Annotated in this window: 26 protein-coding genes; 8 read left to right on the top strand and 18 right to left on the bottom strand. The window is 65.3% G+C overall.

The features are described from left to right. The first annotated feature begins 34 nt into the window (after nucleotides 1-34). From AC1DB8_RS02955 to AC1DB8_RS02940, 4 genes are all read left to right on the top strand, one after another. Nucleotides 35-1,324 carry a TadA family conjugal transfer-associated ATPase gene (locus AC1DB8_RS02955; protein ID WP_441417837.1) on the top strand — a complete coding sequence of 430 codons (1,290 nt, stop codon included), beginning with the start codon at nucleotides 35-37 and terminating at the stop codon, nucleotides 1,322-1,324. A 7-nt stretch (nucleotides 1,325-1,331) separates the two neighbouring features. Beyond that, a complete protein-coding gene (locus AC1DB8_RS02950; RefSeq protein ID WP_441417049.1) occupies nucleotides 1,332-2,264 on the top strand; it encodes a type II secretion system F family protein in 933 nt (310 codons plus the stop codon). A gap of 7 nt (nucleotides 2,265-2,271) precedes the next feature. Continuing rightward, nucleotides 2,272-3,153 carry a type II secretion system F family protein gene (locus AC1DB8_RS02945; RefSeq protein ID WP_441417048.1) on the top strand — a complete coding sequence of 294 codons (882 nt, stop codon included), beginning with the start codon at nucleotides 2,272-2,274 and terminating at the stop codon, nucleotides 3,151-3,153. Between the two features lie 142 nt (nucleotides 3,154-3,295). After that, nucleotides 3,296-3,754: an Hpt domain-containing protein gene (locus AC1DB8_RS02940; RefSeq protein ID WP_441417047.1), complete on the top strand. Its 459-nt coding sequence runs from the start codon at nucleotides 3,296-3,298 to the stop codon at nucleotides 3,752-3,754. Here AC1DB8_RS02940 and AC1DB8_RS02935 read toward each other — a convergent pair. Next, nucleotides 3,751-4,533, bottom strand: coding sequence for a response regulator transcription factor (locus AC1DB8_RS02935; protein ID WP_441417046.1), 783 nt, complete (start codon nucleotides 4,531-4,533; stop codon nucleotides 3,751-3,753). The genes AC1DB8_RS02940 and AC1DB8_RS02935 overlap by 4 nt on opposite strands. Before the next feature lie 247 nt (nucleotides 4,534-4,780). On the opposite strand from AC1DB8_RS02935, the gene AC1DB8_RS02930 reads away from it, so the two are divergent. Continuing rightward, on the top strand, nucleotides 4,781-6,469 hold the full coding sequence (locus AC1DB8_RS02930; protein WP_476892123.1) for a sensor histidine kinase: 1,689 nt from the start codon (nucleotides 4,781-4,783) through the stop codon (nucleotides 6,467-6,469). A gap of 121 nt (nucleotides 6,470-6,590) precedes the next feature. Here the strand turns inward: AC1DB8_RS02930 and AC1DB8_RS02925 are convergent, their stop codons facing one another. The 8 genes from AC1DB8_RS02925 to AC1DB8_RS02890 all read right to left on the bottom strand — a co-directional run bounded on the left by AC1DB8_RS02925 (nucleotide 6,591) and on the right by AC1DB8_RS02890 (nucleotide 11,892). Beyond that, nucleotides 6,591-7,481 (bottom strand): tRNA pseudouridine synthase A, encoded by an 891-nt coding sequence (locus AC1DB8_RS02925; RefSeq protein ID WP_441417044.1) that lies wholly within the window; start codon nucleotides 7,479-7,481, stop codon nucleotides 6,591-6,593. 31 nt (nucleotides 7,482-7,512) lie between these two features. Next, a complete protein-coding gene (rplQ, locus tag AC1DB8_RS02920; protein WP_441417043.1) occupies nucleotides 7,513-8,079 on the bottom strand; it encodes a 50S ribosomal protein L17 in 567 nt (188 codons plus the stop codon). Nucleotides 8,080-8,154: 75 nt separating this feature from the next. After that, entirely contained in the window at nucleotides 8,155-9,165 is a 1,011-nt protein-coding gene (locus AC1DB8_RS02915) for a DNA-directed RNA polymerase subunit alpha (protein ID WP_024366109.1), read from the bottom strand. A gap of 126 nt (nucleotides 9,166-9,291) precedes the next feature. After that, nucleotides 9,292-9,693 (bottom strand): 30S ribosomal protein S11, encoded by a 402-nt coding sequence (gene rpsK, locus AC1DB8_RS02910; protein WP_018773682.1) that lies wholly within the window; start codon nucleotides 9,691-9,693, stop codon nucleotides 9,292-9,294. 52 nt (nucleotides 9,694-9,745) lie between these two features. Next, entirely contained in the window at nucleotides 9,746-10,120 is a 375-nt protein-coding gene (gene rpsM, locus AC1DB8_RS02905; protein WP_024366110.1) for a 30S ribosomal protein S13, read from the bottom strand. Nucleotides 10,121-10,304: 184 nt separating this feature from the next. Continuing rightward, a complete protein-coding gene (gene rpmJ / locus AC1DB8_RS02900; RefSeq protein WP_009358722.1) occupies nucleotides 10,305-10,418 on the bottom strand; it encodes a 50S ribosomal protein L36 in 114 nt (37 codons plus the stop codon). 69 nt (nucleotides 10,419-10,487) lie between these two features. Next, nucleotides 10,488-10,709 (bottom strand): translation initiation factor IF-1, encoded by a 222-nt coding sequence (gene infA, locus AC1DB8_RS02895; protein ID WP_009358723.1) that lies wholly within the window; start codon nucleotides 10,707-10,709, stop codon nucleotides 10,488-10,490. Nucleotides 10,710-10,890: 181 nt separating this feature from the next. Further along, nucleotides 10,891-11,892, bottom strand: coding sequence for a P1 family peptidase (locus tag AC1DB8_RS02890; RefSeq protein WP_441417042.1), 1,002 nt, complete (start codon nucleotides 11,890-11,892; stop codon nucleotides 10,891-10,893). Between the two features lie 234 nt (nucleotides 11,893-12,126). Here AC1DB8_RS02890 and AC1DB8_RS02885 point away from each other — a divergent pair, with 234 nt between their 5' ends. The 3 genes from AC1DB8_RS02885 to AC1DB8_RS02875 are packed head-to-tail and all read left to right on the top strand — an operon-like array spanning nucleotide 12,127 to nucleotide 15,406. After that, on the top strand, nucleotides 12,127-13,077 hold the full coding sequence (locus tag AC1DB8_RS02885) for a carbohydrate ABC transporter permease (protein WP_441417041.1): 951 nt from the start codon (nucleotides 12,127-12,129) through the stop codon (nucleotides 13,075-13,077). After that, the gene (locus AC1DB8_RS02880; protein WP_476892122.1) at nucleotides 13,074-14,000 is read left to right on the top strand and encodes a carbohydrate ABC transporter permease; all 927 of its coding nucleotides are present in this window, start codon (nucleotides 13,074-13,076) and stop codon (nucleotides 13,998-14,000) included. The genes AC1DB8_RS02885 and AC1DB8_RS02880 overlap by 4 nt, the downstream gene beginning before the upstream one ends. 59 nt (nucleotides 14,001-14,059) lie before the next feature. After that, on the top strand, nucleotides 14,060-15,406 hold the full coding sequence (locus tag AC1DB8_RS02875; protein ID WP_476892121.1) for an ABC transporter substrate-binding protein: 1,347 nt from the start codon (nucleotides 14,060-14,062) through the stop codon (nucleotides 15,404-15,406). A 121-nt stretch (nucleotides 15,407-15,527) separates the two neighbouring features. Here AC1DB8_RS02875 and map read toward each other — a convergent pair whose 3' ends face one another. The 9 genes from map to rpsH all read right to left on the bottom strand — a co-directional run bounded on the left by map (nucleotide 15,528) and on the right by rpsH (nucleotide 21,289). Then, on the bottom strand, nucleotides 15,528-16,355 hold the full coding sequence (gene map / locus AC1DB8_RS02870) for a type I methionyl aminopeptidase (protein WP_441417038.1): 828 nt from the start codon (nucleotides 16,353-16,355) through the stop codon (nucleotides 15,528-15,530). Nucleotides 16,356-16,464: 109 nt separating this feature from the next. Continuing rightward, the gene (locus AC1DB8_RS02865) at nucleotides 16,465-17,034 is read right to left on the bottom strand and encodes an adenylate kinase (RefSeq protein ID WP_441417836.1); all 570 of its coding nucleotides are present in this window, start codon (nucleotides 17,032-17,034) and stop codon (nucleotides 16,465-16,467) included. Between the two features lie 5 nt (nucleotides 17,035-17,039). Beyond that, nucleotides 17,040-18,350, bottom strand: coding sequence for a preprotein translocase subunit SecY (gene secY, locus AC1DB8_RS02860; protein WP_175321179.1), 1,311 nt, complete (start codon nucleotides 18,348-18,350; stop codon nucleotides 17,040-17,042). Nucleotides 18,351-18,537: 187 nt separating this feature from the next. Next, nucleotides 18,538-19,032, bottom strand: coding sequence for a 50S ribosomal protein L15 (gene rplO, locus AC1DB8_RS02855; RefSeq protein WP_011692793.1), 495 nt, complete (start codon nucleotides 19,030-19,032; stop codon nucleotides 18,538-18,540). Beyond that, a complete protein-coding gene (gene rpmD / locus AC1DB8_RS02850; protein ID WP_056626615.1) occupies nucleotides 19,033-19,239 on the bottom strand; it encodes a 50S ribosomal protein L30 in 207 nt (68 codons plus the stop codon). 3 nt (nucleotides 19,240-19,242) lie between these two features. Further along, nucleotides 19,243-19,923 (bottom strand): 30S ribosomal protein S5, encoded by a 681-nt coding sequence (rpsE, locus tag AC1DB8_RS02845; RefSeq protein WP_441417037.1) that lies wholly within the window; start codon nucleotides 19,921-19,923, stop codon nucleotides 19,243-19,245. A 26-nt stretch (nucleotides 19,924-19,949) separates the two neighbouring features. After that, nucleotides 19,950-20,333: a 50S ribosomal protein L18 gene (gene rplR, locus AC1DB8_RS02840; protein WP_018773674.1), complete on the bottom strand. Its 384-nt coding sequence runs from the start codon at nucleotides 20,331-20,333 to the stop codon at nucleotides 19,950-19,952. 2 nt (nucleotides 20,334-20,335) lie between these two features. Further along, nucleotides 20,336-20,872, bottom strand: coding sequence for a 50S ribosomal protein L6 (gene rplF, locus AC1DB8_RS02835; RefSeq protein WP_028269576.1), 537 nt, complete (start codon nucleotides 20,870-20,872; stop codon nucleotides 20,336-20,338). Between the two features lie 18 nt (nucleotides 20,873-20,890). After that, nucleotides 20,891-21,289: a 30S ribosomal protein S8 gene (rpsH, locus tag AC1DB8_RS02830; RefSeq protein ID WP_056737814.1), complete on the bottom strand. Its 399-nt coding sequence runs from the start codon at nucleotides 21,287-21,289 to the stop codon at nucleotides 20,891-20,893. Nucleotides 21,290-21,359: the final 70 nt, after the last annotated feature.

The raw sequence follows: 21,359 nt of genomic DNA, 5'->3' as shown, positions 1-21,359 counted from the left end.
CCCCGACACGGCCCGCGCCAAGGGGCAGCAACCGGTGGATGCCTTTGCCGCGCTCAAAGAGCGGGCAGCCACCGCCCTGTTTGAGCGGATGGGCACCCGCTTCAACGATTCGGCGGTCAAGGAAGAAGAGCTGCGTGCCACCGCGCGCGACGAATTGACCCGCATCATCGACGCCGAACAGGTGCCGCTGTCCACCGAGGAGCGCACCCGGCTGGTCCGCGACGTCGCGGACGACGTGCTGGGGTACGGTCCGCTCCAGCGGCTGCTGGATGACCCCGCGGTTACCGAGATCATGGTCAACCGGATGGACCAGATCTACGTGGAACGAAAAGGCCAGCTCACCCTGACCGAGTCGCGCTTCAGCTCGGAGGACCACCTGCGCAAGGTGATCGAACGCATCGTCTCCAAGGTGGGCCGCCGGATCGACGAGTCATCCCCGCTCGTGGACGCCCGGCTCGAGGACGGCTCCCGCGTCAACGCCGTCATCCCCCCGCTGGCAGTCGGCGGCTCCTCGCTGACCATCCGAAAGTTCAGCAAGGTCCCGCTCACCGTGCGCAACCTGATCGATTTCGGCACGCTGACACCGGAAATGGCCGAACTGCTGAACGCCTGTGTCCGGGCCAAGCTAAACATCATCGTCTCCGGCGGCACCGGCACCGGCAAAACCACCCTGCTGAACGTCCTCTCCTCCTTCCTGCCGCACGACGAGCGCATTGTCACCATCGAAGACGCGGTGGAACTCCAGATCCAGCAGGAGCACGTGGTGCGGCTTGAAAGCCGGCCGCCGAACACCGAAGGCAAGGGCGAGGTCACCATCCGCGACCTGCTGCGCAACTCCCTGCGCATGCGGCCGGACCGGATCGTGGTGGGCGAGGTCCGCGGCGGCGAGTCCCTCGACATGCTCCAGGCCATGAACACCGGCCACGACGGCTCCCTCTCGACCGTCCACTCGAACTCGCCGCGCGACGCCGTTGCCCGGCTCGAGACCCTGGTGCTGATGGCCGGAATGGATCTTCCGCTGCGCGCCATCCGGGAACAGATTGCTTCGGCGGTGAACTTGATCGTGCAGATCTCCCGTCTGCGGGACGGAACCCGCCGGATCACCCACGTGACCGAGGTGCAGGGCATGGAGGGGGACATTGTCACCCTCCAGGATGCCTTCATCTTCGACTACTCGGCCGGGGTGGACGCCCACGGGAGGTTCCTCGGCAAACCGGTGGCCACCGGGATCCGGCCCCGATTCATCGACCGCTTCGAGGACATGGGCATCTACGTTTCCCCCAACGTCTTCGCGGCGCCGCTGGCACCGGCCGGCAAGGCGTGAGCCGGCCATGACACTGACTATCGGCGCCGCCTTCCTGGCCACCGCCCTCCTCCTGCTCGCCGTCGCGGTCCTCTTGCCGGGGACCGCCCGCGTTCCACTTGACCGACGGCGGCCGGTCCAGGCCGCACCGGACTCCTCGCTCAGCCGGTTCGCGGGATCCGCGGTCAACCTGGCGGACGGCTTCTTCGCACAACGGAAGGTCCGGCTCTTCAACCGGGAGGCTTTGGAACAAGCGGGACTGCGCATGGGCCAGGGCGACTTCTACGTGCTGCTGGCGGTCGGCGCCTTTGTGGGGGCCCTGGCCGGCTTCGTCGTCGGCGGCGTCCTGCTTGCCCTTCTGCTGGTCCTGCTCGCCCCGGTGGCCGGTCACCTGGCCCTCACGGTCCTGGCCGGAAAGCGTCGTGCCAAGTTCGACGACCAGCTGGGCGACACCCTGCAACTGCTTTCCGGCGGCCTGCGGGCCGGGCACAGCATCCTGCGCGCCATCGACGCCGCCGGGAGCGAATCGCAGAGCCCCACCGCGGAGGAAATGCGCCGCGTCATCACCGAAACGTCCCTCGGCCGCGACCTGCTGGCCTCGCTCAGCGACACCGCCGAACGGATGCGCAACGAGGACTTCGTCTGGATCGCCCAGGCCATCCAGATCAACCGCGAGGTGGGCGGCAACCTCGCCGAAGTGCTGGACCAGGTGAACGAGACCATCCGCGAGCGCAGCGAGATCAAGGGCCACATCAAGTCCCTCGCGGCCGAAGGCAAGTTCTCCGCCTACATCCTGATGGCCATGCCCATCGGCATCGTGGTCATGCTGATGCTGGTCAACCCCGGCTACATGAACGTGATGTTCACCAACCCGCTGGGCTGGGCCATGATGGCGGCCTCCGTGATCCTGATGACGATCGGTGGTCTGTGGATGCGCAAGATCATCGACCTGAAGTTCTGAGGCCCGGATGAACCCCCTGATCCTGTGCTCCCTCCTGCTGGTCAGCCTCCCCTCGGCGTACCTGACGTGGTCCGTCCTCTCCGTCGACCGGAAATCCCAACGCGCCATCCGGGAGATGCTTTCCCTGGGCACCGGACCCGCCGAGTCCGCCGGGCCCAAGGAGACGGCCCTGCTCGAGCGGATCGGCCACCGCCTGACGCCTCCCGCCTATGTCCGGAAACTCGACCGGCTGCTGTCCTTGGCCGGACGTCCCGCCTCGCTCCCGCTGGGTCGGGTTCTGGCCGCCAAACCGCTGCTGGGACTGCTGGGCGCCCTCCTGGGTCTCTGGCTCGCCGGCACGCCGGCCCCGCTCCTGAAGCTGGTGGGCTTGTTCGTGATGCTCCTGGGCTACTTCATCCCGGACCTGCTGCTCTACAGCAAGGGCCAGGAACGCCAGAAGATCATGCAGCTGGAACTGGCCAACACGCTGGACCAGATGCTGATCTCGGTCGAGGCCGGATTGGGATTCGAGGGGGCCATGGCGCGGGCCGGTGAAAACGGCAAGGGACCGCTCGCCGAGGAACTGGTCCGAACCCTGCAGGATATGCAGGTGGGACGCAGCCGGCGCGAGTCGTACCAGGCGCTGGCGGCACGAACCAACATCCCCGAGCTGCGCAGCTTTGTCCAGGCCGTGGTGCAGGCCGACACCTACGGCATTGCCATCAGCCGCGTGCTCCGAATCCAGGCCAAGGTGATGCGCGTCAAGCGGCGCCAGCGAGCCGAGGAGAAGGCCATGAAGCTGCCGGTCACCATCCTGTTCCCCCTGCTGTTCTTCATCTTTCCGGTGCTCTTTATCGCCATCCTGGGGCCCGCCGTGATCAATGCCATAGAGACCTTCAGTGGACACTAATCGGCCCATAAGTTTGCGGCGAACGGCCTGCACGGACGCCGCTAGTTGGCCCATAAAAGTGCCGGACAAGGATAGCCGCAAGGTTTCCGCAGGATACTCCGCCGCCTCCGGCGCCGGTCCGGACAGCTAGTACCGTAGAGCCATGTCTCTCTTAGCTGCCTGCCCCGACGACGCAAACGCGGGGTCCTTGCTCGCCGCCGATGCCCCCGCAGGCGGGGCCGGACTGACGGCGCCGTCCTCCGGCGCGGCCCCGCTCGTGGACCCCGCGGCCCTCCAGGACCTGGGCGAGCAGCTGAACAGCGCCGCCGTCGCCAAGGGCTTCGCCCGGGACTACGCAGAGATGTGGGACCAGCGCTATGACTCGCTGGCCGGGGCCCTGGAACGCCGAGACCAGGCAGCCGCGCTGGACGCCGTGCTGAGCCTCAAGACGTCCTCGTCGATGGTCGGCGGCCTGCGCCTGGCCGAACTCGCCGGCGAACTCGAGGAATCGATCCGGGGCGGGGACCTCGGAAGGGCCGCTTCCCTGCTGGACGATGTCGCCGCCCGCGGCAGCGAAACCGTGGACGAGCTGCAGTTCAGCTACATCCTCTGGGAGCGCTAGGAACGTTCAGCGTACTGGGAGCGCTCAGGCGCCAGCCGGTAGCCCACTCCGCGCACCGTCTGAAGCCAGCGCGGTTGCACCGAATCCTCCCGGAGCTTCCGGCGCAGGTTGCCGATGTGGACCTCAACGGCCCGTTCATCGGACTCGCTGATGTAGGCGTCGGCGCGGTAATACTCTCCCCGCACCACACGGACCAGCTCGGTCTTGGACTTCACCGCGCCGGCGCCGCGGAGGAGCGCATGCAGGAGGTCGAACTCACTGCGGGTCAGGGCGAGCGGTTCGCCCTCGACCGTCACCGAGCGCATGTCGGGATTCAGTGCCAGCCCGTTGTGGCGCAAAACATTGTCCGGCACGGCAGCGTCGCCGGCCGGCCGTGCCGACGCCGCAGTCAACGCGCCCTGGCCGTCATGCCGGGGCCGGCGCATCATCGCGGCCACCCGGGCCCGTAGCTCTCGGGGCCGGAACGGTTTGGTCAGGAAATCGTCGGCGCCGGTGTGGAGCGCAGTCAGCGTGTCGAGCTCGTCCGTCCGTGCGGTCAGCATGACGATGTAGGCGTCACTGAACTGGCGGATCCGGCGCAGCACCTCATAGCCGTCAATGTCGGGAAGACCCACGTCCAGTGTTACGACGCTGGCCTCCCGGCGCCGGACAACCTCGACGCCCTCCCGGCCCCCGGCCGCTGAATGCACCTCATAGCCGGCCTGCCGGAGCACTGCCTCCACGAGGTTGCGCACATCCGCATCGTCCTCAACAACGACGGCCACCCCAAGGTCAGTCATGCCACCCTCACATCCGATGCTGCTCTGCCGGCCGGCGATGACCGTGCATACGCCGCCGCTGTAAATCCGGGCCTCATGCCCCGATGCCCACGCCGTGCCCAAGGGACACGGCCTACACATGTCCTGCCACCATACCTACCAAGGGCCCCAATTTCGGTCTCCGGCGCAGTAACACGGGCAACAATAATATGTTTAGTGTCAAGTAGGTGTGACAGCAATGTAAACTCCAGTTGCGAGGAAGGGGCGCTTGTCATTGGGTGAACAGCGGCTGTTTCGTGGCGCGGGCGTGGACCGCCGCCTGGGCGCCCTGCACCCGCGCGCCCGTGTGCTGCTCAGCCAGCTACCACTCACCCTGTTGTTCGGCGCCGGCCTGACGGCCGCGCCGGCCGCTTGGAGCCTCCACTTGGCCAACGGCTGGGGCCAGATCTCCCTCGCCCTTCATGCCGCACTTCTCCTGGCCTGCCTCCTCGTGCCGTGGCAACGGTTCGGGCCGCTGGCGCCCCTGGCGATTCCGGTCCTGGACCTCGCCGCGATCGGACTCAGCCGGGTGGCGGCCGCCGAGGAACTACCGGGCCTCGGAGTGCTGTCAGTGCTTCCCGTCGTCTGGATCGCCGCCTCGCAGCTCTCCCCCGCCGTCATCGCGGCCGTCAGCTTCCTGGGGCCGCTGCTGGCAGGTCTGCCCTGGTATTTTGCCGCCGGCGCCGGGGACAGCCCGGGGCGCGGCGCCACCGTCGTGCTCCTGGCACTGATGACCCTGGCAGTCGCCCTGGCCATGCAGTTCGCCAGGGCGCAGCTGTGGCGCCAGCAGCGCAAGGTCGAAGCCAAGGAGGCGGAGTTGCAGGCCCTCCTCGCGGAAAGCCGGGAGCGTGAACGGCTGCTGAATACCATCCTGGACACGGTCGACGTCGGCATCGTCGCGATCGGCGCGAACGGCCGCCGACTGCTCACCAACAGCTGGCAGGCACGGCTCGAGGCGGCCGCGGCGATTCCCGGGCCTGCCGGGCCCGCGGATCCGGGCTGGGAAGACCAACTGCTGCTAACCGGGCGGGACCAGACCACGCTGCTCCCGCCTGCCCGGCGCCCGCTCCGCCGGGCGCTGGAGGGCGAGTCCTTCGCGGACCACCTTGTCTGTTTCGGGGAAGCGCCGGGCAGCCGGGTTGTGTCCACCGGGGCGAGGCCGCTGAAAAACGACGACGGCGGCTTCGGCGGCGCCGTCGTCGTGTACAACGAGGTCACCGGGCTGGTCAATGCCCTCGCTGCCAAGGAAGACGTGGTCGCGACCGTCTCGCACGAGTTCCGGACACCGCTGACGTCGATCATCGGCAACCTGGACCTGGTCCTGGGCGATGAACTGCCCCTGCCGGTGCTGCGCCGGATCGAGGTGGCGCAGCGCAACGCCGAGCGGCTGCTGGCGCTCGTCTCCGACCTGCTGATGTCCGCCAGCTCAGCGGTTCAGGTCCACCCAAGGAAAACCGACCTGGCCGGCCTGGTGGAGGCGAGCCTCGGCTCGGCCCAGGCGCATGCCCAGTCCTCGCGGGTGTCCCTGGCGATGCACGTGCCGGCGCCGCTGTGGGCGAATGTGGACCCGCTGCGGATCAGCCAGGCGCTGGACAACCTGGTCTCCAATGCCATCAAATACTCGCCGGATGGCGGCGCGGTGACTGTCTCGGCCTGGGCCGACGACGGCCGTGTGCTGCTGCAGGTGGAGGACAGCGGCATCGGCATGACCGCTGCCGACGCCGAAAGGGTCTTCACCCGCTTCTTCCGGAGTCCGGCCGTACGGGACGGCGCAATCCCCGGGGCCGGGCTGGGCTTGCCCATCACCAAGGCGATCGTGGAGGGCCACGGTGGCTCCATCACCTGCAGCACCCTCCCCGGCTGCGGGAGCACCTTTACCGTGGACCTGCCGGCAGACGGCCACCCTGCCGCTTTCTAGTGCCTCGGGTCAGTCGCCGGTCGGAACTCCCCAACTTCGGCGCCGTGGCCCGGCGTGTTGCGCCGACCCGCCGTCCTTGCCGGCTTTGGTGCCGTCAAAGACGGGGAAACTCGGCCGCGGGCTATTTGCGAAGGGCGCGCGTCAGCTCGGCCCGTGCCAGCAGCCCGCTAGCGGAGGGGTACGCCACCTCTTCAAGGACCAGCGGGTGCGGGGCGGCAAGGACGGACCGGGCATCCCGCTGGCGGGCGATCAGCCGCTCGTAGAGCCACCCGGGCTGCTCGACGCCGGCTCCGACGTAGAGCGCCGATCCCACGAGCGAACGGACCATGTTGTGGCAGAAGGCGTCAGCCTGGACCGTGGCGACGATGACGCCGTCAGCGCCCCGGGTGAACTCGAAACGCTGCAGTTCCCGGATGGTCGTGGCGCCTTCGCGGGGCTTGCAGTAGGAACGGAAGTCCTGCAGCCCCAGCAGCTGGGAGGCGCCTTCGTTCAGCAACGCGGTGTCCAGCTGCTCCTTGTGCCAGAGCGTCGAGTACCGGCCGAGCGGATCCCACAGGGCCGCCCCGTCCGCGATCCGGTAGCTGTAGCGCCGCCACAGCGCGGAGAACCGGGCATCGAAGCCTTCCGGCGCCAGGGCAACCCGGTGCACTTCGATCGCGCCGCTGAGCTCGCCCAGCCCGCGGCTCAGCGCGCCGCGCAGCCGCCGGAGCAGGGCCGCAGCAGGGTCGAGTTCGGCCCCGCGGTTCAGCCCCTGCCATTCCGCTTCACTCAGGTCCACGTGCACCACCTGTCCGCGCGCGTGCACGCCGGCGTCGGTGCGACCGGCGACGGTGACGCGGACCGGCCGGCGGATCAGCAGGGCGAGGGCCTCTTCCAGGACGCCCTGCACGGTACGGCGGCCGGGCTGCAGGGCCCAGCCGCTGAACGGGCCGCCGTCGTACGAAAGATCCAGCCGGATACGCAAAAACCCGCCGCCCCCCATAACGGGGGCAGCGGGTTTGAGCTCGTTCATAGACTTAAGTCTATAAGAAGGTTCTAGCGAATTACTTCGCGTCCTTCTCGGACTCTGCAGCAGCTTCCTCGGCGGCCGGAGCCTCTTCGGTCTCGGCGACCTCAGCTTCGGGAGCCTCTTCGGTCTCGGCAGCTTCAGTCTCGGCGACCGGAGCGGCTTCAGCCTTGTCAGCGTCCTTCTTGTCGGCATCGCGCTTCGCAGCGGAAGTAGCCTCGGCTACCACGGCCTGCTTGGCGGAAACCGGCTCGAGAACCAGTTCGATGACAGCCATGGGAGCGTTGTCGCCCTTGCGGTTGCCGATCTTGGTGATACGGGTGTAGCCGCCGTCGCGGTTCTCCACTGCCTGTGCAATGTCGGTGAACAGCTCGTGGACGATGCCCTTGTTGCTGATCAGGCCGAGTACACGACGGCGGGAAGCGAGGTCACCGCGCTTGGCGAAAGTCACCAGGCGCTCGGCGTACGGCTTCAGGCGCTTGGCCTTGGTCACCGTGGTGGTGATCCGCTTGTGCTCGAACAGTGCGGCGGACAGGTTCGCGAGCATAAGACGCTCGTGAGCCGCTCCGCCTCCGAGGCGCGGACCCTTAGCGGGGGTAGGCATTATAGTTTCTCCTCATATGGAAGCCGGCGGGCTGCGCACGCTGCGGTGCGTCCAGCCTGCTGGCCAAGATCTGTTTTAGAGCTCGTCGTCGCTGAAAGCGGCGTCGTCCTCTTCGATGGCTGCGGCGCGGGCTGCGAGGTCGAAACCGGGAGGGGAGTCCTTGAGGGACAGACCCAGTTCAACGAGCTTCGCCTTGACCTCATCAATGGACTTCGCACCGAAGTTACGGATGTCCATCAGGTCAGCCTCGGAGCGGGCAACGAGTTCACCCACGGTGTGGATGCCCTCACGCTTGAGGCAGTTGTAGGAACGGACGGTGAGGTCCAGATCCTCGATCGGCAGAGCCATGTCTGCTGCCAGGGCAGCATCCGTCGGCGACGGGCCAATCTCGATACCTTCAGCTGCGGTGTTCAGCTCGCGGGCCAGACCGAACAGTTCCACCAGGGTGGTACCGGCCGAAGCAACCGCATCGCGCGGGGCGATGGCCTGCTTGGTCTCAACGTCGACAATCAGCTTGTCGAAGTCAGTGCGCTGCTCAACACGGGTAGCTTCCACGCGGAAAGTAACCTTCAGGACCGGCGAGTAGATCGAGTCGACCGGGATGCGGCCGATCTCGGAGTCGCCGGACTTGTTCTGAGCTGCCGAAACGTAGCCGCGGCCGCGCTCGATGGTCAGTTCGAGTTCGAACTTGCCCTTCGAGTTCAGCGTGGCAATGTGCAGATCCGGGTTGTGGAATTCGACGCCGGCCGGAGGAGCGATGTCCGCGGCGGTGACGACTCCCGGGCCCTGCTTGCGCAGGTAAGCAACAACCGGCTCGTCGTGCTCGGAGGAGACCGACAGGTTCTTGATGTTCAGGATGATCTCGGTGACATCTTCCTTGACACCCGGAACCGTGGTGAACTCGTGCAGCACGCCATCGATCCGGATGCTCGTTACAGAGGCACCGGGGATGGAGGAGAGCAGGGTACGGCGGAGGGAGTTTCCGAGGGTGTAACCGAAGCCCGGCTCCAGCGGTTCAATGATGAAACGGGAGCGGTTATCGGAGACGACCTCTTCGGAGAGGGTGGGGCGCTGTGCAATGAGCACTTAGGTTTCCTTTCGGCGAGCATCCGCTATATGACGCAACACAGGTGGTGGAAAGATCGGTCTGAAGACTTAACGCGGCTGGGCTTGCCCGGACCGGCGAGGGTCCGGGCAAGCTCCGGCTAAGACTTAGACGCGGCGGCGCTTCGGCGGGCGGCAGCCGTTGTGCGCGCTGGGGGTTACATCCTGGATGGATCCAACCTCGAGGCCAGCGGCCTGCAGTGAACGGATTGCGGTCTCGCGTCCGGATCCCGGTCCCTTGACGAATACGTCAACCTTGCGCATGCCGTGCTCCTGAGCGCGCTTTGCGGCGGCTTCGGCGGCCATCTGGGCTGCGAACGGGGTGGACTTACGTGAGCCCTTGAAGCCAACCTCACCGGACGAAGCCCAGGAGATGACAGCACCGTTCGGATCCGTGATGGAAACGATGGTGTTGTTAAAGGTGCTCTTGATGTGCGCCTGGCCCAGCGCGATATTCTTCTTGTCCTTCTTACGCGGCTTGCGAACCGCGCCACGAGTCTTCGGGGGCATTATTTCTCCTACAGAAAGTTATCGGGGGGAAGACGAGCTAATCCCGAGGGATTTAGCGGGTCTTCTTCTTGCCTGCGACGGTGCGCTTCGGGCCCTTGCGGGTGCGCGCGTTCGTCTTCGTACGCTGTCCGCGCACTGGCAGGCCCTTACGGTGGCGAATACCTTCGTAGCTGCCGATTTCAACCTTGCGGCGGATATCTGCTGCTACTTCGCGGCGAAGGTCACCCTCAACCTTGTAGTTGCCTTCAATGTAATCACGCAGCTGGACGAGCTCGGCGTCGGACAGGTCCTTGACCCGAACGTCCGCGCTGATGCCGGTGGCAGCCAGGGTTTCGTGTGCACGGGTCTTGCCCACGCCGTAGATGTAAGTAAGCGCAATTTCCAACCGCTTTTCGCGGGGAATGTCTACGCCAGCGAGACGAGCCATAGTGGCAGTGCTCCTTGAATAAACCGGAGGTCGTAGGCAGTACACCCGTACAGTCCGTACGGCCCCAGCCTCCGACCGGGGGTTAGCTGTCCGGACTCGTTATTGCTCAGTGTCCCAGATCAGCTTGTGCTGCCTTTTTATTTACTTGCGTGGGTTAGCAACCCAGGGTTTCCGGTGAAGGAAATTAGCCCTGGCGCTGCTTGTGGCGCGGGTTCTCGCAGATCACCATGACCCGGCCATTACGGCGGATCACTTTGCACTTTTCGCAGATCTGCTTGACGCTCGGCTTGACCTTCATGGCGTTCCTTTGCGTGTTGCAGTTGGTCAGCTGGACCGGCCTTTGGCTAATGCCCTGGCCGGCCAGTGTTTACTTGTAGCGGTAGACGATACGACCACGTGTCAGGTCGTACGGGCTCAGCTCCACCACTACCCGGTCCTCAGGGAGAATCCTGATGTAGTGCTGGCGCATCTTTCCAGAGATGTGTGCCAGAACGATGTGCTTGTTGGTGAGCTCAACGCGAAACATCGCGTTAGGCAGCGCCTCGGTCACAACGCCCTCGATCTCAATGACCCCGTCCTTCTTGGCCATACCCTCCGCTAACTGTTGTTGCCACAGCCCCTCCGGCTTGCACCGACGATCACTGCGGACGATTTTAATTGCTTGTTTTGCTAGCTTGCCTGCTGCCACCAGGCCACAAAAGGGCACAACAGGGCAGACAACCAACAGTCAACACTACGGCATTGCGGGCCGAATGTTAAATCCAGCCATGCTAGCGCACTCCGTCCCCGTATGCACGAAAGCGCCCCGCCGGGGTCTCCACCTCCGCCGCCGCGGCGATCCCGTCCAGGATGGCCAGCCGGACGACGTCGGCTGCCGCGCTCTGCAGGTTTATCAGGCTCAACTGCCGTGCGGCGTCGGTACTGCGGTCCAGCGCGACGGCGCCAGTGGAGAGCGCGAACACCGTGTCGCCGTCGGCCAGCGTATGGCTTGGATTCAGCGCCCGGGCGAGGCCGGCGTGGGCTGCCGATGCTGTCCGCTTGCACTCGGCCTTGTCCAATACGGCGTTGGTCGCGACGACGACGAGGGTTGTGTTGAGGGGCGGCGCGGCATTCGCCGACGTGGAATCGGGAACCCGGAAGCGCGCGTCTAAGGGAGGAACGACCGAGCGCGCGGAGGGTTCGGGATTTCCCGTAGGCACCACAAATGGGAGTCCCAGCGCGTTGACTACAGCAAGCGCCCCGACGACGACGCCGTTTTCCAGGGTGATCGAGGCCGTGCCTACTCCGCCCTTGAATTGGCCCCGGCCGATAGCTGCGCCGGTGCCGGCTCCCACGTTGCCTCGTTCGACGTCGTGCCCCTCCTGGTGTGCGGCGGCATCGGCGGCGGCGGCATAGCCCATGGCCTCGTCCGGGCGGGCGGCGAAGTCGCCGCCGCGGCCTAGGTCGAAGATGGCCGCCGCGGGGACAATCGGCACCACGCCGCCGGGCACGGGGAAGCCCCTCCCCTGCTCCTCACACCAGCGCTGGGCGCCGTGGGCAGCCGCCAGCCCGAAGGCGCTGCCCCCGGTCAGGACCACGGCGTCGACGGCGGTGCTCAGCGTGGTGGGGTCGAGCGCGTCGGTCTCGTGCGTACCGGGACCGCCGCCCCTGACGTCCACCGAGCCTGCCGTCCCCGGGGGCGGCAGGACCACCGTGACACCGCTCTGCCAGCCCTCCCCGGTCCGGGCGGCATGGCCCACGCGGATTCCGGGCACATCCGTAATCGCCGTCATGGCTCCATTGTGCGCCCCGCCGCCGGGAAACCAGGCGCCGCGATCTCCCCGCCCGCAAACGAACGTTGTGGAATACTGCAACCAACAATAGGTAAACGGGCAAGGAAGCCTGACATAACAAAGCTCTGACAAGGCCTTGTGCGGGGTTCCGCCCACCCAGCGTGTGGTGAAGTGTTCTTGATCCCCCGCCCAACTGCCTGCCCTCGGCAGGCCCGGATCCGTTAGAGACGCCCTATGACTAGACAATTGACGGACAGTCCCGTGGCTACCGCCGGGACCGTCACGCGGGACCAGCGCCGGGGACGCTGGTCTGCCCGGACGCGCAGGGACTTCATCGTGTTCCTTGCGCTGGCCCTGCCGAACCTGGCACTGATAGCGGTGTTCACCTACCTCCCGCTCATCAACAACATCTACTACTCCACGCTGGACTGGACGCTGGGCTCCGCCTCCGCCACGGTCGTCGGCTTCGACAACTACATCAACTTCTTCACCAGCGCCGACGCCCCCAAGGTGCTGGGCACCACGGCCATCTTCACCGTCATCACGGTCGGCGGGTCCATGGTCCTCGGACTGCTGGTGGCCCTCGCCTTGAACTCCAAGGTCCGCGGCACCACCTTCGCCCGGTCCGCCGTTTTCGCCCCCTACGTGCTAAGCGGGGTCGGCGTCGGACTGGTCTGGCTGTTCATCTTCGACCCCGGCTACGGGGTGCTGTCCTGGCTGCTCCGCGGGATCGGCCAGCAGAGCCCGCAATGGATCAACGATCCGCAGCTCTCCCTGGTCATGGTGATCACGGTCTACATCTGGAAGAACCTCGGCTACTGCGCCGTCGTCTACCTCGCCGGCCTCCAGTCGCTGCCCCAGGACGTCATGGAAGCGGCGTCGCTGGACGGCGCCAACGGGTTCCGCCGCTTCGTCAGCATGTCGGTCCCGCTGCTCTCCCCCACCACGTTCTTCCTGCTGATCACCACGATGCTCAGTTCGCTGCAAGCTTTCGACCTGATCCGGATCATGACCCCGCTCGGCAACGGGACGTCCACCCTGATCTACGAGGCGTACCTGCAGGCCTTCGGGGCCTTCAACCGGGCCGGCTACTCGGCGTCCATTTCCGTGGTGCTCTTCGCCATCCTCCTGATCATCACCGTGCTGCAGGTGCGGTTCGTAGAACGGAAGGTGCACTACTCGTGAGCACACTCTCCCCCGTGAACCCCGATCCCGCTGCCAACGCCGGACCCGCCGCCGGCCCCGAGGTTCCACCGCAACGGCAGCGGCCGTTTTCCCGCGCAAACCTGGTCCAGACAATCGCCGCCGGCTACGTCCCGCTCATCCTCGCCACCCTCGTGGTGGTGCTGCCGCTGCTCTGGATGGTGCTGAGCTCCTTCAAGCAGCCCGGCGAGATCGTCACGACGGACCTGAAGATCCTGCCGGAAAGCGTGAACCTGGACAACTACCACGTAGCGATGACGACGGTGCCCTTCGCCAGGTTCTTCCTGAACAGCCTGATCGTCACCACGGTGGGCGCCACCGTGAAGGTGATCCTGGCCATCCTGACGGCCTACGCCCTGGTCTTTGTCCGCTTTCCGTTCAAGAACGTCATCTTCATCCTCATCCTGGTCGCGCTGATGGTGCCGCCGCAGGTGTCCATCCTGCCCAACTACATCCTGATCGCGGGCCTGGGTGGCAAGAACACTCTCTGGGGCATCATCCTGCCCGGGCTGGGCACCGCCTTCGGCACCTTCCTGCTCCGCCAGCACTTCATGACGCTGCCCGGCTCCATCCTGGAAGCTGCCGAGATCGACGGCGCGGGGCACTGGCGCCGGCTGTGGCAGGTCGTCGTCCCGGTCTCCGGCCCGTCAATCGCCACCGTCGCCCTGGTCACCGTCGTGAGCGAATGGAACGACTACATCTGGCCGCTCATCATCACCGACCGGCCGGAAACCATGACGCTGCCCGTGGGCCTGACCCTGTTGCAGAACTCTGAAGGCAACGGCTCCGGCTGGGGCATCCTGATGGCCGGCGCGGTCCTGGTGATTGTTCCGATCCTGCTGGTCTTTGCGGCGCTGCAACGCTACATCGTGGCCGGCCTCACCCAGGGCAGCGTCACCGGGTGACGCCGCCTCCGAACGCACCCCACCATCACAACAAGTCAACACTTTTGAGAGGATCCACCATGGCAACGAATCTTGGCCGCAGACACTTCCTTGGCCTGGCCGGCGCGGGCGCAGGGGCCGCGGCCCTGGCGGCCTGCGGCGGCCCGTCCACGGGAGGCGGCACCGGGACCTCCGGCGCGGCGGACATCGACTTCAGCGGCGTGAAGCCGGCCTCGTCGATCGATTTCTGGACCAACCACCCGGGCAAGTCCCAGGACGTGGAAAAGGCGATCATCGAGAAGTTCCAGGCCAAGTTCCCGGACATCAAGGTCAACCTGATCACCGCCGGCGCCAATTACGAGGAAATCGCGCAGAAGTTCCAGACCTCCCAGGCAGCGAAGTCGGCCCTGCCCGGCCTTGTGGTGCTCTCGGACGTCTGGTGGTTCCGGTACTACACCAACGGCAACATCATCCCGCTCGACAACCTGATAAAGCAGTTGGACATCAAGGTTGACGACTTCCAGAAGTCACTCGTCGCCGACTACCAGTACGCCGACAAGCAGTGGGCCCTCCCCTACGGCCGCTCCACCCCGCTGTTCTACTACAACAAGGACCACTTCAAGGCCGCCGGCTTGCCGGACCGGGCGCCCAAGACTTGGCAGGAGTTCGCCGAGTGGGCCCCGAAACTGAAGGCCAGCTCCGGCGCCCAGTACGCCTACATCTATCCCGCACTGGCCGGATACGCCGGCTGGACCCTGCAGAACAACCTCTGGGGCTGGGGCGGCAGCTGGTCCAACGAATGGACCATCAACTGTGATTCCGCCGAGTCGGTGGAGGCGCTCCAGTGGGCCCAGGATTCGATCTACAAGGACAAGTGGGCGGGTGTCTCCTCCAAGGAGGCCGCGGACGACTTCGCGGCCGGCATCACCTCCGCCACGATCGCCTCCACCGGCTCCCTGCTGGGCGTGCTGAGCTCCGCCAAGTTCAACGTGGGCGTCGGCTTCCTCCCGGGCGGCCCGAAGAAGGAAAGCGGTGTCTGCCCCACCGGCGGCGCCGGGCTCGGCATCCCCAGCGGTGTCAGCAAGGAAGTCCAGCTCGCTGCCGCGACATTCCTGAAGTTCATGACCGAGCCGGAGAACACCGCCGCGTTCTCCGCCGCGACCGGCTACATGCCGACCCGGACGTCCGCCGACATGACCGCGGTGCTCGCCAAGACGCCTCAGATCAAGACGGCCATCGACCAGCTCGCGGTTACCCACGTCCAGGACAACGCCCGGGTGTTCCTGCCGGGCGCGGACCAGGAAATGGCCAAAGCCGCCGCGAAGATCCTCACCCAGCAGGGCGACGTCAAGGCCACCATGACCGAGCTCAAGACCACCCTCGAGGGCATCTACACCAAGGACGTGAAGCCGAAGCTCAAGAGCTGACGCTGCGCTCACTGCCTGAGGATACGACGAATCCCTGGCGACGCTGGAATACCAGCGTCGCCAGGGATTCGTCGTATCACAAGCCGCCAAGCGCATCGCTAGGGAGCCGCGAAAGAAACGCTTAGGGAATCGGGACGGGGACGACGCCGAGCGGCGCCAGTTTCGCGGCTCCGCCGTCGGGCGCCGAAAGCACCCAGATGCCCTTCTCGTGCACCGCCACGGAGTGCTCCCACTGGCAGGAGCGCTTCCCGTCGGTGGTGACCACGGTCCAGTCGTCGTCGAGGGTGGCGGTTTCGATGCTGCCGCGGACCAGCATGGGTTCGATTGCCAGGCACAGTCCGGGCCGGATCTTGGGGCCGCGGTGGCCCGTACGGTAGTTCAGCACGTCCGGGGCCATGTGCATCTCGGAGCCGATCCCGTGGCCCACGTAGTCCTCCAGGATGCCCAGCGGCTTCCCGGGCACGGAGGAAACATAGTCGTCCACAGCGTTGCCGATGTCGCCGACGAACTTGCCGGTGGCCAGCGCCGCGATGCCGTGCCACATGGCCGCCTCGGTGACGTCGGAGAGCCGCTGGTCCTCGGGGTCCGCCGTCCCGACGATCACGGTACGGGCCGAGTCGGAGTGCCAGCCGTCCACGATGGCGCCGCCGTCGATCGAGATGATGTCCCCGTCCTGCAGGACACGGTCGCCGGGGATGCCGTGCACCACTTCCTCGTTGACCGAGGTGCAGATGGTGGCCGGGAAGCCGTGGTAGCCGAGGAAGTTGGACTTCGCTCCGGCGTCCTGGAGCACGCCGGCAAAGACGGCGTCGAGGTCGCGGGTGGTCACTCCGGGGACGGCTGCCGCCACGGCGGCGTCGAGCGCGCGGCTCAGCACCAGCCCGGCCTCGTGCATGGTCCGCATCTGGGCGTTGGTCTTGTATTCAATGCGGGTCTGGCCGAATGCCATGCTCAGCGTCCTTTCGGTGGTGCCGCAGCCGCCCTGCAGGGGGTGTGCGGACAAATGGCTGAGGCTCCTCCCGGCACTGCGGGAGGAGCCTCAATAGTCACGGGCCGGATCAGGCGGACTGCGCCGCTTTGATGGCCTGCATGACGCGGTCGGTGACCTCGTCGATGCCGCCGATGCCGTCGACCTGGGTGAGGATGCCGCGGTCGGCATACTTGGCCACCACGGCTTCCGTCTGGCCGTGGTAGAGGTCCAGGCGGTGGCGGATCACGGCTTCGTTGTCGTCGCTGCGGCCGGTGTCCTTGGCGCGGCCCAGGAGGCGCTTGACGAGTTCCTCGTCGTCGGCCGTGAGCTGCAGGACGACGTCGAGCTTCTGGTCGGCGTCGGCGAGGATCGCGTCGAGGTAGTCCACCTGCGCGGTGGTGCGCGGGTAGCCGTCCAGCAGGAAGCCGGCTTCGACGTCGTCCTCCGTGAGGCGGTCCCGGACCATCTTGTTGGTCACGCTGTCCGGGACGAAGTCGCCCGCGTCCATGTACTTCTTGGCTTCGATGCCGAGCGGCGTCTCACCCTTGACGTTGGCACGGAAGATGTCGCCGGTGGAGATCGCAACGACGCCGAGTCGCTCCGAAATGCGTTCCGCCTGCGTTCCCTTGCCGGAACCGGGAGGTCCGATAATCAACATTCTCGTCATCGCAAAAGCCCTTCGTAGTGACGCTGCTGTAGCTGAGCATCAATCTGCTTGACGGTCTCCAAACCTACGCCCACCATGATCAGGATCGAGGTGCCGCCGAACGGGAAGTTCTGGTTGGCGTTGATCAGGACCAAGGCAATCAGCGGGATCAGGGCCACAAAGCCCAGGTAGATCGCGCCGGGCAGGGTGATCCTGGAAAGCACATACTGCAGGTAATCCGCGGTCGGCTTGCCGGCACGGATACCCGGAATGAAGCCGCCGTACTTCTTCATGTTGTCAGAAACTTCCTCAGGGTTGAAAGTGATCGCAACATAGAAGTAAGTGAAGAACACAATCATGGCGAAGTACAGGGCCATGTAGATGGGGTGGTCACCGCGGGTGAGGTTGTTGTTGATCCACTCAACCCACGGCGCGACGGGCTCGCCCGGCGCAGGCCGGTTGAACTGGGAGATCAGGCCCGGCAGGTACAGCATCGAGGACGCGAAGATGACGGGCACGACGCCGGCCATGTTCACCTTGATGGGGATGTAGGTGCTGGTTCCGCCCACGGTGCGGCGGCCGATCATGCGCTTGGCGTACTGCACCGGGATCCGGCGCTGGGACTGCTCAACGAAGACGACCAGGGCCACGGTCAGCAGGCCGATGACGAGGACCATAAAGAAGGTGCCCGGGCCCTGCGCCTTCCAGATGGCGCCGAGGGACGTCGGGAAGCCGGCAGCGATCGAGGTGAAGATGAGCAGCGACATGCCGTTGCCCACACCCTTCTCGGTGACGAGCTCGCCCATCCACATGATCAGGCCGGTGCCGGCCGTCAGCGTGATGATAATCAGGATCGTGGTGATGATGCTCGCGTCCGGAATGATCGGCAGCTGGCAGTTCGGCAGCAGCTGGCCGGAGCGCGCCAGCGACACCAGCGTCGTGGCGTTCAGGAGGCCCAGGGCGATCGTCAGGTACCGGGTGTACTGGGTCAGCTTGGACTGGCCCGAGGCGCCCTCTTCGTAGAGCTGCTGGAACCGGGGAATGACCACGCGGAGCAGCTGGACGATGATGCTTGCCGTGATGTACGGCATGATCCCGAGCGCGAAAATTGAGACCTGCAGCAATGCACCGCCGCTGAACAGGTTGACGAGCTGGTAGATCCCGCCCGAGGTCTGACCGTTCTGCAAGCATTGCTGGACATTCTGGTAGTTCACACCAGGCGAGGGGATGAAGGCACCCAAGCGGAAGATTGTGATGATTCCCAGCGTGAACAACAACTTGCGTCGCAGATCAGGCGTGCGAAAGGCCCGGCCAAATGCGCTAAGCAAGCGTCCTCCTGAGTAATAAGTAAATTCGTGTGAGATAGGTCAAATAAACCCAACAACCGAGTCTAACGGGTGGATGCGCCCGGCGAACAATCGGCATGGCCGGGAAACAGAAAAAACTCCCGGCACCGGGGGCCTGAGCCCCACGGTGCCGGGAGTTTGAACAACGGGCAACTGCCCCGCCGCCTCTTTAGAGGGCGGTGGTGCTTCCGCCTGCTGCGGCAATCTTTTCTGCGGCGCTGGCCGAGAATGCGTGGACGGTGACGTCAACCTTGACGGTGATGTCGCCGGTGCCCAGCACCTTGACGGGCTGGTTCTTGCGAACGGCACCCTTTTCGACCAGGTTCTCCACGGTGACTGCGCCACCTTCCGGGAACAGCTCGTTGAGCTTGTCCAGGTTTACAACCTGGTACTCAACCCGGAACGGGTTCTTGAAGCCGCGCAGCTTCGGCAGGCGCATGTGCAGCGGCAGCTGGCCGCCGGCAAAGCCAGCCTTGATCTGATAGCGGGCCTTCGTACCCTTGGTACCGCGACCAGCGGTCTTACCCTTGGAACCTTCACCACGACCAACGCGGGTCTTGGCGGTCTTGGCACCCGGGGCGGGACGCAGGTGGTGAACCTTCAGTGCGTTCTGCTTCTCAGCAGCGGCGCCCTGTGCCTTCTCGGCGGTGTTCTTCTCTGCCATTTACTTCGCCTCCTCTACCTTTACCAGGTGCGGAACCGTGTTGAGCATCCCGACGGTCACGGCGTCGGCGGTGCGGACAACGGTGTGTCCGATCCGCTTCAGGCCGAGGGAGCGAAGGGTGTCGCGCTGGTTCTGCTTGCCGCCAATGGCGGACTTGATCTGAGTGATCTCCAACTGAGCGTCGGAGGGAATCAGGTTCTTAGCCATGACTCAGACACCTGCCTTCTGGTTCAGGAGCGCCTTCACCATTGCCGGCGGAGCGACCTCGTCGAGCGGGAGGCCGCGGCGTGCTGCCACTGCTGCCGGCTCTTCGAGGCGCTTCAGCGCATCAACGGTCGCGTGAACGATGTTGATGGCGTTGGAGGAACCGAGCGACTTGGAGAGGATGTCGTGGATGCCCACGCACTCCAGTACTGCACGGACCGGACCGCCGGCGATAACACCGGTACCGGCGGAAGCCGGACGCAGCATGACAACGCCTGCAGCGGCTTCGCCCTGCACGCGGTGCGGGATGGTGCTGCCGATGCGGGGAACGCGGAAGAAGGACTTCTTGGCCTCTTCAACGCCCTTCGCGATGGCGGCGGGAACTTCCTTAGCCTTGCCGTAGCCGACGCCGACCATACCGTTGCCGTCACCGACGACGACGAGGGCGGTGAAGCTGAAGCGACGACCACCCTTGACGACCTTGGAAACGCGGTTGATGGTTACGACGCGCTCTACGAACTGGCTCTTCTCGGCTTCGCGGCCGCCGTCGCGGCCACCACGGCCACCACGGTCGCCACGGCCCTGGCCGCGGTCGCCACGCTCGCCACGACGGGCGCCACCACGGCGGTCGTCAGTGGTAGCAGGCGCAGCGGTCTCAGTTGCCGGAGCAGCTACAGCTTCAGTCACCTGAATGTCCTTTTCGTTATTTTCGGTCACAGTGCCAGCCCACCTTCACGTGCGCCGTCAGCGACGGCGGCGATCCGGCCGTGGTACTTGTTACCACCGCGGTCGAAGACAACAGCTTCGATACCGGCAGCCTTGGCGCGCTCGGCGACGAGCTCGCCAACGCGCTTGGCCTTGGCGGTCTTGTCACCGTCGAATGCACGAAGGTCGGCTTCCAGAGTGGACGCGCTCGCTACGGTCAGGCCCTTGGTGTCATCGACAACCTGGACGAATACGTGGCGTGCGGAACGGTTGACGACCAGACGCGGACGTACAGCCGTACCGGAGATGCGCTTGCGGATACGAAGCTGGCGGCGGCTGCGCTGGGCAGACTTGCTCTTGTTCGTACGCTTCTTGTTAATTGCGATGGCCATGGTTACTTACCAGCCTTTCCGACCTTGCGGCGGATGACTTCGCCGGCGTAGCGGATGCCCTTGCCCTTATAGGGGTCCGGCTTCCGCAGCTTGCGAATGTTGGCAGCAACCTCGCCGACCTGCTGCTTGGAGATACCTGAAACAGAGAGCTTGGTCGGGGTCTCAACTGCAAAGGTGATGCCGTTCGGAGCCGAGACGTTGACCGGGTGGCTGTAGCCCAGAGCGAACTCAAGGTCAGAACCCTTGGCCTGGACGCGGTAACCGGTACCGACAATCTCAAGCTTCTTCTCGTAGCCTGCGGTAACGCCCTGGATCATGTTGGCGATCAGGGTGCGGGTCAGGCCGTGCAGCGAACGGGAGGCGCGCTCGTCGTTCGGGCGGGCGACAGTCAGGGTGCCATCTTCCAGGGTGACCTCGATCGGGCTGGCCACAGTGTGGCTCAGCTCGCCCTTGGAACCCTTGACGCTGACGACAGAGCCGTCAACCTTGACCTCAACGCCGGCAGGAACGGTGATGGGGAGACGTCCAATACGTGACATTATTCTCTTCCTTTCCCGTTACCAGACGTAAGCGAGGACTTCGCCGCCCACGCCCTTCTTGCCGGCCTGCTTGTCAGTCAGGAGGCCGGAAGAGGTGGACAGGATTGCGATACCCAGGCCACCCAGCACGTGCGGCAGGTTGGTGGACTTTGCGTAAACGCGCAGTCCCGGCTTGGAAATACGACGAACGCCAGCGATGGAACGCTCGCGGTTCGGACCGAACTTGAGCTCGAGGGTCAGCTTCTTGCCAACCTCCGCGTCTTCTTCCTTCCAGGAGGCGATGAAGCCTTCTGCCTTCAGGATGTCAGCAACGCGTGCCTTGAGCTTGCTGTAAGGCATAGACACGGAATCGTGGTATGCCGAGTTTGCATTGCGCAGACGCGTAAGCATATCTGCGACAGGATCTGTCATAGTCATGTGGGCTCTTGCCCTTCCTCATAACGGTTTCCGCTGTCCTGGAAACAAAGCCAGGCAGCCGGACCTTTTA

This window comes from Arthrobacter sp. 10N410 (assembly GCF_056394945.1).
This window is presented reverse-complemented; position numbering and strand designations above follow the sequence as displayed.